Source organism: Pseudomonas sp. H26/SER47-MNA-CIBAN-0231, assembly GCF_040310465.1.
Classification (GTDB): Bacteria; Pseudomonadota; Gammaproteobacteria; order Pseudomonadales; family Pseudomonadaceae; genus Aquipseudomonas; species Aquipseudomonas atacamensis.
This window is the reverse complement of the sequence record NZ_JBEOPW010000030.1, coordinates 21,129-30,499: the sequence shown is the minus strand read 5'-3', so window position 1 is coordinate 30,499 and position 9,371 is coordinate 21,129. Positions and strand designations below refer to the sequence as shown.

Below are 9,371 nucleotides of genomic sequence, written 5' to 3'. Positions count from 1 at the left end.
AAAAATGCTCCGTATCTTTCGATACGGAGCATTTTCTTTGAGCGCTGCGCAGATTGCTAGGTTTTCACACAGTCTGTTCGGCCGGGTTTTTTGTTTGAGTCAAAAAGCACCCTCACCCCAGCCCTCTCCCGGAGGGAGAGGGACCGACCGAGGTGTCTTGAGCCATACATCGACCTGATAAAACCGAGTCGATTATGGATTCAAAGAAAAACGTTCAGGTCGGTGTATCTCCCAAATATCCCCCAATCGGTCCCCTCTCCCTTTGGGAGAGGGCTAGGGTGAGGGGGCTTTCGGATCCTGGCTTATTCGCGTCTACTGTCCAGCGCTCCAACCACACTCAAGGACTGAATGTGACCACCCCGCGCAACATCCACCTGATCGTAACCGCCCGGCTGATCTCCGATTTCGGCGCCTTCCTCAACATGGTCGCGCTGGCCACTTACGTTTATTTGCTGAGCAACAGCGCCATGAGCGTCGGCATCTTCCTTGCCAGCCGCGTCGGTGGCGGCATTTTCGCCAGCCTGATCGGCACTCGGTTCTACCGACGCTGGCAGGGCCGCGCGCCGCTGATTGCGTTCGATCTGTTGCGTGCGGCACTGCTGGGGCTGCTGTTGATCACACCGGCCAGTCAGCAGGCATGGCTGTTGCCGTTGATTGCCTTCGGCCTCGGTCTGGGCAATTCGATGTTCGCCATCGGCCTCAACAGCCAGTTGCCGCGCTTGATCGCGCCGGCGCAATTGCTCAAGGCCAATGCCTGGATCACTTCAGCTTCTTCTGCGGCGATGGTCGGCGGCAGTCTGGTGTCGGGGTTGCTGGTGGCTGCTTTTGGTTTTGAAACGGTCTTCGCCCTCAATGCGCTGACCTATGTGCTCGCGGCGCTGCTGATCGTGCCGCTGCGTTTCGAAAAAAACGATGTCAGCGAACAGCCGCAACGCGGTGAATGGTTTGCGCTGCGGCAGGGCCTGCGTTCGGCGCCTGTGGTCGCGGCCATGCTCGCGGTGACCATGGCCGACACCTTGGGCAGTGCCGCGCATAACGTCGGCTTCCCGATCATTTCGAAACTGCTCACGCCCGAGGCGGCGAGTACGACCTTGGGCCTGGCGCTTGCGGTATGGGCCAGCGGCAAACTGCTCGGCGCACGCATCGCCAGTCACCTGAAAGGTTCGGAGAACAGCCACCTCGAAAGAAGATTTTTCTGCGGTGTGGCGCTGATGTCGTGCGGTTTCATTCTGATGTTCCAGCAGCACAGCCTCGTGGGGCTGCTGCTGTTCGCCTTGCCGGCCGGGCTTGGTGACGGGGTTTCCGAAGTCAGCCTGATGTCACGGCTGCAACGGGAACCTGCGGCGTTGCGCCTGCCGATTTTCAGTGTGCTGACCTTGCTGCAGATGAGCGGTTTCGGCATCGGCATGTTGGTCGCTGCGCCGTTCTATGCGTGGTGGACGCCGGGGGCCGTGGTCATGCTGTTCCACGGCATTCCCTTGGGTACGTTGTGCGTGGTGACGCTGTTGCGGATCAGGCGCGGGCGGGTTGCGCGCAGCAGCCCGACGCCAGTTCCTTGAGGATCGGGCAGTCCGGGCGATGGTCGCCGCTGCAATGTTCGACCAGATCCTGCAGGGTGTCACGCAACTCGCCGAGCTCGCGGATCTTCTGGTTCAGCTCGTCGATGTGCTGGCGCGCCAGGGCCTTCACATCGGCGCTGGCGCGCTGGCGATCCTGCCAGAGGGTCAGCAGCTTGCCGACCTCTTCCAGGGAAAAGCCCAGATCTCGCGAGCGCTTGATGAACGCCAGCGTGTGCAGGTCATCGCTGCCGTACACGCGGTAACCGCTGTCGGTGCGATTGGCCGCTTTGAGCAGGCCGATCGACTCGTAATAGCGGATCATTTTTGCACTCAGGCCACTCTGTCGGGCTGCTTGGCCGATGTTCATCGGTGTTCCTCCAGGTCCTTGGGTTTCCAGGTTTTCAACAGTAGCGCATTGCTCACCACGCTGACGCTCGACAGCGCCATCGCCGCGCCGGCCAGCACCGGATTGAGGAAGCCGAACACCGCCAGCGGAATGCCGATCAGGTTGTAGACAAAGGCCCAGAACAGGTTCTGGCGAATCTTTGCGTAGGTCTTGCGGCTGATCTCCAGCGCTGCCGGCACCAGTCGCGGATCGCCGCGCATCAACGTGATGCCGGCCGCGTGCATGGCAACGTCGGTGCCGCCGCCCATGGCGATGCCGATGTCTGCGGCGGCGAGGGCCGGGGCATCGTTGATACCATCGCCGACCATGGCAACCACGCCGGTTTTCTTCAGCTCGGCCACCGTCGCGGCTTTGTCGGCCGGCAGCACTTCGGCGTGAACATTGCGGATGCCCAAGGCCTCGGCCACCACCCGTGCGCTGCCGCGATTGTCGCCGGTCAGCAGGTGGCTCTGGATATCCCGCGCGGCAAGTTGTTGCACAGCTTGCAGAGCGCCGGGTTTCAGCGTGTCACCGAAGGCGAACAGACCCAGCACCTTCGGCTGAGGACTTTGTTCGATCAGCCACGACAATGTGCGGCCTTCGCGTTCCCACGCTTCGGCGGATGTGCTCAATTCACCGGCACTCAAGGCGCTTTCGTCGAGCATCCGCCGGTTGCCCAGCGCCAGGCGCCGGCCATCCAGCGTGCCGGCGATGCCGCGTCCGGTCAGCGACTGGCTGTCGCTGACATCGGGCACGTTCAAGCCGCGTTCGGCGGCTGCATCCAGCACGGCTTTGGCCAACGGATGCTCGCTGCCGCGCTGCAACGCACCGGCCAAGGTCAGCAGATTATTTTCGTCACCATCGACCGCGCTGAAGTGCGCGATTCGCGGCGTACCCGAGGTCAGCGTGCCGGTCTTGTCGAACACCACGCTGCTGACTTCATGGGCGCGCTCCAGCGCTTCGGCGTCCTTGATCAGAATTCCATGACGCGCGGCGACGCCAGTGCCGGCCATGATCGCCGTCGGGGTGGCGAGGCCGAGGGCGCACGGGCAAGCGATCACCAGCACGGCGACGGCATTGATCAGCGCAGTTTCCAGGGGTGCGCCGTACAGCCACCAGCCAATCAGCGTGGCCAGGGCGATCAGCAACACGGTCGGCACGAAAATCTGGCTGACCTTGTCCACCAGTTTCTGGATCGGCGCTTTCGCTGCTTGCGCGTCTTCGACCAGACGAATGATCCGCGCCAGCACGGTTTCCGCGCCGAGCGCCTGAGTGCGCACCAGCAAACGACCTTCGCCGTTGATCGCGCCGCCGGTGACCTTGTCGCCCGGTTGTTTCGGCACTGGCAGGCTTTCGCCGCTGATCAGCGCTTCGTCGGCGTGGCTCTGGCCTTCGACGACTTCGCCATCCACCGGGAAGCGTTCGCCGGGTCTGACCAGCACCAGATCGTCGAGGCGCAGGGCGCTGATCGCAACGTCCTGCTCACGCCCGTCGATGACTTGAATCGCCCGCTCCGGCCGCAACGCTTCAAGAGCGCGAATGGCGCTGGCGGTCTGGCGTTTGGCGCGGCTTTCGAGATATTTGCCGAGCAACACCAAAGCGATGACCACCGCCGAGGCCTCGAAATACAGATGCGGCATGCGTCCCGCCGCGCTGGCCCATTCATAGACACTCAGGCCATAACCGGCGCTGGTGCCGAGGGCGACGAGCAGGTCCATGTTGCCGGCGCCGGCGCGCACGGCTTTCCACGCCGCCACATAAAAGCGTGCGCCGAAGATGAATTGCACGGGGGTGGCGAGGGCGAATTGCGCCCAGGCCGGGAGCATCCAATGAATGCCGAACGGCTGCAGCAACATCGGCAACACCAACGGCAGAGCAAGGGCGATCGCACAGATCAATGCCCAGCGCTCGCGGTGCAGGCGTTTTTGCTGGTCATCGGACTGTGGCCGTTCGGCTTGCCAGACGCTGGCCGAGTAACCGGCCTTGCTCACTGCGTCGAGCAGGGTTTGCGTATCGACCTGGCCGAGCAATTCGATGTGCGCACGTTCGTTGGCCAGATTGACACTGACGCTGCTCACGCTTGGGACTTTGCTCAGGGCGCGTTCGACGCGACCGACGCAGGACGCGCAGGTCATGCCGTCGATGCTCAATTCGACGGTTTGCCGGGGCACGCTGTAACCGGCGCGCTCCACGGCTTGCATCAGCGCCGGCAGGCTGTCGTCGGGCGCCTGTACCCGGGCCTGTTCGGTGGCGAGGTTGACGCTGACGGCACTGGCGCCGCTGACCTTGCGCAGCGCCCGCTCGACACGCCCGGCGCAACTGGCGCAGGTCATGCCGGCAATCGGCAGATCGAAAGTGGTGGATTCGGACATCGGTCGCGCTCCCTGTAGTGGATGTCTACAGGATCAACCTTGCCATGCGGGCAAGGTCAAGCACCATTCCGCAAGATGTTGATCGTTCCCACGCTCCGCGTGGGAATGCCTCCTGTGACGCTCCGCGTCACGCTTCGGGACGCAGAGCGTCCATGGCTGCATTCCCACGCAGAGCGTGGGAACGATCGGCGACGGATCGGGTGTCTGCTCAGTAACCGAGGCCTGCAGGTTTCAGGTACACGCCTTCGGCATTCATCGCCAGGCGGAACTTCAGCACATCCCCGGCGTGCAGCACGACTTCCTGCGAACCCGGTGCGAGCATGCCGGGATTGCAACCCGGTGCCTGGCCCGGCAGCAGTTTCAGGCGCAGCGAAACCTTGCCCGGCGGCAGGTTGAACGAAGTGCTCTGCTCCTGGAACAGGCGCGCCGAGAGCTGGTCCTGGATGTACACGCCGATTTCGCACGAGGTCGCCACTTCGAGGCGCTCGCGGGAAATGATCAGTACCGCGTAATCCTCGCCGGCGGCTTGCACCTGCGGGATGGCGGCGAAAAGGCTGAGCAAGCCAAACAGGCCCAAAGCTGACCAGCGCATGGCTGAATCTCCTGAATTCCAGTCATTGATGCATGCAGCTTGGCCGAGCGCGACGCCGATTGCCAGCCCGGCAGTTTTTCGCAGAACTTGACCTTGCCATCGTGGCAAGCTCGAGACTGCCGGCAACCTCACTCAAAGGAGTCTTCCCATGCAAGTGTTCAACGTTCAAGGCATGTCCTGCGGTCATTGCGTCAAAGCCATCACCACTGCGGTGCAGGCGCTGGATCCGGCGGCCAGCGTGCGCGTCGATCTGGCGGCCAAGGAAGTCGGCGTCGAGAGCGCGCTGAGTGCCGACCAGGTGATCGAAGCGATCCGCGAAGAGGGTTATGAGGTGAAGCTCGTCTGAAATTGATCGTTAGCGAGCTATCGGAATGTTCAAGGCGTCCGGGCGCGGCTAGACTGTCGGGCTGCGACTTGCCCACCTGGATGCCTGATGAACTTCCGCACGATTTTGATACTCGGCGCCTTGAGCGCTTTCGGTCCTTTGGCGATCGACTTCTATTTGCCTGCCTTCCCGGCCATGGCGCTGGCGTTCGGCACCGATGAGCAGCATGTCCAGTTGACGCTGGCGGCGTACTTCCTCGGTCTGTCTCTGGGCCAACTGGCTTACGGGCCGATTTCCGATCGTTTCGGCCGGCGGCTTCCGCTGCTCAGCGGCGTTGCTCTGTTCACCCTGGCGTCATTGGCCTGCGCCTACGCGCCGAGCCTGGAATGGCTGATCGGCGCGCGCTTCGTCCAGGCACTCGGTGGTTGTGCGGGGATGGTGATTTCCCGTGCGGTGGTCGCCGACAAGTGCGACGCGGTGGGCTCGGCGAAGGTGTTTTCCCAATTGATGCTGGTGATGGGCCTGGCGCCGATTCTGGCGCCGATGCTCGGTGGGCTGCTGGTCAACACCACGGGTTGGCAGTCGATCTTTCTGGTCCTGACCGGGTTCAGTGCAGCGGCGGGGCTGGCGGTGGCATTGGGGCTGCCGGAAAGCATGCCGGCCCACGTGCCGCGCCAGCCGTTGTCCGGTGCGTTGCGCCAGTACGCACGACTGGTCAAGGATTCGGTCTACCTCGGCCACGCCCTGACCGGTGGCATCGCTATCGCCGGCATGTTCGCCTACATCGCCGGTTCACCGTTTGTATTCATCAAGCTCTACGGCGTACCCGCCGAGCACTTCGGCTGGCTGTTCGGCACCAACGCGGCTGGGTTCATTCTGGTGGCGCAGGTCAATGCGCGTCTGCTGGCCAAGCGTGGCCCGGCATTCTTGCTGGTGCGCGCGGTGTGGGTGTACTTCCTCGCCGGTCTGACGCTGCTGGCGGTCGGCGCGATGCGTCCAGAGGCATTGTGGCCGCTGCTGATTCCACTGTTCATCTGCATCGCCAGCCTCGGTTGCATCATTCCCAACGCCTCGGCCTGCGCGATGAACGGTCAGGGTGCCCGTGCTGGCAGTGCATCGGCAATGCTCGGTTGCCTGCAATTCAGCATCGCCGCCGGTGCCGCCGCGTTGGTGGGGGTGTTGCACGATGGCAGCGCCGTGCCGATGGCCATGGTCATCAGCCTGTGCGGTCTGCTGGTGGTGAGCGTTGCGCTGCTCACCCGGCGTTTGCAGAATGCCCGGGCGCTGGCGCAAGCCCAGGTCTGAACGCTCGACTTTGGAGCTCAGCCGGCGGCGCGCTGCTGGCTGGGTTCGGGGATTCGGTGGGGCGCGCAGAGTCGCGCTTCGAGGGTGCGAGTGAAGGCCAGAGCCTCGGCTTCACTGCGAAAGGTTACGACGTGCTGGTCCAGGCGCACCTGCCATTGAGACTTTGCCACTTCTTTTATCAGGATCTTCATTGCTGACCTCCCTTGCGTAAAAGATGTATCGCAGAGGCTTCGATTGTAGACCTCGATACCCGCGTAATTGTGACAAGGGTCAAGCAACCGACTGACGGCAAAAAGCCCCGCAACCGCTCTGGCATCGCGAGCGGTTGCGGGGCTTTATTTTTTTAGAAACCTTCTAAAACAATTTTCCCCTTGGCCTTGCCGCTTTCCAGCAGCTCATGGGCGCGTCGCAGGTTGGCTGCATTGATCACGCCGAAGTGCTCGCCCAAAGTTGTCTTCAAAGTGCCGGCGTCGATCAGTTCGGCGACGCGGTTGAGCAGCTTGTGCTGTTCGATCATGTCCGGCGTTTCGAACAGCGAGCGGGTGTACATGAACTCCCAGTGCAGCGACAGGCTCTTGCGCTTGAGCAGGCTGATGTCGAGGGACTTCGGATCGTCGATCAGCGCCAGCTTGCCTTGCGGCGCGAGGGCTTCGACCAGTTGCGCCAGATGCTGATCGGTCTGGGTCAGGCTGGCGACGTGGGTCACGCTGTCGATGCCGGCGCGCTTCAATTCTTCGCTCAGTGGCTGGCTGTGATCGATGACCAGATCGGCACCGAGTTCGCTGACCCAGTCACGGGTCTGTGGGCGGGAAGCGGTGCCGATCACTTTCAGGCCGGTCAACTGCTTGGCCAATTGGGTAAGGATCGAGCCCACTCCGCCCGCCGCGCCAACGATCAGCAGGCTCTGACCCTCATCATTGCTGCCTTCGCTGATTTGCAGGCGCTCGAAGAGCAATTCCCACGCAGTGATCGCGGTCAGCGGCAGCGCGGCGGCTTCGGCAAAACCGAGGGACTTGGGCATGTGGCCGACGATGCGCTCATCGACCACGTGCAACTCGCTGTTGCCACCGGCCCGGGCGATCGAACCGGCGTAGAACACCTTGTCGCCCGCCTTGAACAGGGTGACTTCGCTGCCGACCGCCTTGACCACACCGGCAACGTCCCAGCCCAGCACTTTCGCCGCGCCGTTTTCCGGCGCCATGTTCTGCCGCACTTTGGTATCGACCGGGTTGACCGAAATGGCTTTGACCTCCACCAAGAGGTCGCGCGGGCCGGCGACCGGCTCTGGCAGTTCAATGTCCTGCAGGGACTTGGCGTCGCTGATCGGCAGGGAAGCGTAATAGGCAATGGCTTTCATAAATGGCTCCGTACAGTTGATAGAAGAAGGATTCAGGCAATCTTGCCGAGGCGTTTGAGCTGGAAGTGTTCGATGGTGTGGCCGGCGCTGGCCTGAAACTTCTGAAAATGCGCGCTTGCGTTGTGCGCCTCAAGAATCTCGTCACTGGCCCACTGTTCGATGACATAAAAAACCTGCGGATCGGCAAGGTCGCGGTGCAGGTCGTACTGGCCACAACCGGGCTCAGCGCGGCTCGGTTCGACGAGGGCACGCAGCGCCTGCTCGAGAACGTCCTGCTGGCCGGATTTAGCGGTCAGGGTGGCGATAGCGGTAAAGGGCTGGGACATGCGTGGACTCCAGAATCGGGATGAATTCGATGGAGGCCATCATTGGCTATTTCTCTGCGCGATAAAACCGGCTAAAAGAGCAGGCTCTTTCAATATTTTTTTGATAATCGAGGCTGCGCATGCTGCGTTTTGATGACTTGCAGTTGTTTGTTCGCGCGGCGGATCTGGGCAGCCTGTCGGCGGCGGCACGGGTGATGGACATGTCTGCGGCGGTGGCTAGCGCGGCGTTGAAGCGCATCGAGCAGCAACTCGGTGCGCGGCTGCTGGCGCGTTCGACCCGCAGCCTGCGCCTCACCGCCGAGGGCGAAGGCTTCCTTGAGTATGCCCGCGCCGCCCTGAGCAATCTCGACGAAGGGCGTCGCTTGCTCGCCAGCGGTCAGGATCAGGTCAGCGGGATTTTGCAGCTTTCGGCGCCCTCGGACTTCGGCCGCAATCTGCTGCTGCCGTGGCTCGACGCGTTCCAGCGTGAACACCCGAAGCTGACGGTGCGCCTGCTGCTTGGCGACCGCATCGCCGACCTGTTCCGGCAACCGGTGGACATCGCCCTGCGCTACGGCGAGCCGGAAGATTCCAGCCTGATCGCCTTGCCCATCGCGCCACACAATCGCCGCGTGTTGTGCGCATCTCCGGACTATCTGGCCCGGCATGGCGAACCGCGCCAGCTCGAGCAACTGGCCCAGCACAACTGCCTTTTGTACATGCTCGGCAGCCGCGTCCACGACCATTGGAGTTTTCACGATGGCAAGCGCGAAGTCGGCCTGACCGTCAGCGGCGACCGCTTCAGCGATGACGCCGACGTCGTGCGGCTATGGGCGCTGGCCGGTGCCGGTATTGCCTACAAATCCTGGCTCGACGTCGGCGCCGATGTGCTCGCCGGACGCCTCAAAGTGCTGATGCCGGAACTGCTGTGTGAGCGCGCACCGCTGAATCTGTTGTGCGCCCATCGCGCACAATTGAGTAAGCCGGTGAACCTGCTGAGGGAGATGCTCGCCAGCCGATGCGCCGAATTGAGTAGCCAATTTCCCGGTTTCCTCAAAGTTGATCATTAGTCGCAGGCAATTAGAGAAATTTCTGTCAGGAACAATCGCCACCTGCCCAGGCCCAGGCGCAGGACGTCTGGCTTAACCCGCTTATACTAGCGCCCGCCTCA

General features: G+C 62.5%; 10 protein-coding genes. 4 read left to right on the top strand and 6 right to left on the bottom strand.

What is annotated here, in order from left to right; all coding sequences use genetic code 11:
• The first annotated feature begins 350 nt into the window (after positions 1 to 350).
• Positions 351 to 1,559 (top strand): MFS transporter, encoded by a 1,209-nt coding sequence (locus AAEZ10_RS26485; protein WP_350571680.1) that lies wholly within the window; start codon positions 351 to 353, stop codon positions 1,557 to 1,559.
• Here the strand turns inward: AAEZ10_RS26485 and cueR are convergent.
• From cueR to AAEZ10_RS26470, 3 genes are all read right to left on the bottom strand, one after another.
• Entirely contained in the window at positions 1,513 to 1,926 is a 414-nt protein-coding gene (gene cueR, locus AAEZ10_RS26480) for a Cu(I)-responsive transcriptional regulator (protein WP_016771827.1), read from the bottom strand. The genes AAEZ10_RS26485 and cueR overlap by 47 nt on opposite strands.
• On the bottom strand, positions 1,923 to 4,316 hold the full coding sequence (gene cueA / locus AAEZ10_RS26475; RefSeq protein ID WP_350571678.1) for a copper resistance metal-translocating P1-type ATPase CueA: 2,394 nt from the start codon (positions 4,314 to 4,316) through the stop codon (positions 1,923 to 1,925). The genes cueR and cueA overlap by 4 nt, the downstream gene beginning before the upstream one ends.
• Positions 4,317 to 4,524: 208 nt before the next feature.
• Complete coding sequence (locus tag AAEZ10_RS26470) at positions 4,525 to 4,908, bottom strand: hypothetical protein (RefSeq protein WP_073471844.1); 384 nt, start codon at positions 4,906 to 4,908, stop codon at positions 4,525 to 4,527.
• 148 nt (positions 4,909 to 5,056) lie between these two features.
• Here AAEZ10_RS26470 and AAEZ10_RS26465 point away from each other — a divergent pair, with 148 nt between their 5' ends.
• Complete coding sequence (locus tag AAEZ10_RS26465; protein ID WP_056787762.1) at positions 5,057 to 5,254, top strand: cation transporter; 198 nt, start codon at positions 5,057 to 5,059, stop codon at positions 5,252 to 5,254.
• 87 nt (positions 5,255 to 5,341) lie between these two features.
• Entirely contained in the window at positions 5,342 to 6,538 is a 1,197-nt protein-coding gene (locus AAEZ10_RS26460; RefSeq protein ID WP_016771824.1) for a multidrug effflux MFS transporter, read from the top strand.
• 17 nt (positions 6,539 to 6,555) lie between these two features.
• Here the strand turns inward: AAEZ10_RS26460 and AAEZ10_RS26455 are convergent, their stop codons facing one another.
• From AAEZ10_RS26455 to AAEZ10_RS26445, 3 genes are all read right to left on the bottom strand, one after another.
• Positions 6,556 to 6,729, bottom strand: coding sequence for a hypothetical protein (locus tag AAEZ10_RS26455; protein ID WP_016771823.1), 174 nt, complete (start codon positions 6,727 to 6,729; stop codon positions 6,556 to 6,558).
• A 152-nt stretch (positions 6,730 to 6,881) separates the two neighbouring features.
• Positions 6,882 to 7,895 (bottom strand): zinc-binding alcohol dehydrogenase family protein, encoded by a 1,014-nt coding sequence (locus AAEZ10_RS26450; RefSeq protein ID WP_252887275.1) that lies wholly within the window; start codon positions 7,893 to 7,895, stop codon positions 6,882 to 6,884.
• A 32-nt stretch (positions 7,896 to 7,927) separates the two neighbouring features.
• Positions 7,928 to 8,221, bottom strand: a complete 294-nt coding sequence (locus tag AAEZ10_RS26445) for a putative quinol monooxygenase (protein WP_016771821.1) — start codon at positions 8,219 to 8,221, stop codon at positions 7,928 to 7,930.
• A gap of 119 nt (positions 8,222 to 8,340) precedes the next feature.
• Here AAEZ10_RS26445 and vimR point away from each other — a divergent pair, with 119 nt between their 5' ends.
• A complete protein-coding gene (vimR, locus tag AAEZ10_RS26440; RefSeq protein WP_016771820.1) occupies positions 8,341 to 9,270 on the top strand; it encodes a transcription regulator VimR in 930 nt (309 codons plus the stop codon).
• Positions 9,271 to 9,371 lie beyond the last annotated feature (101 nt).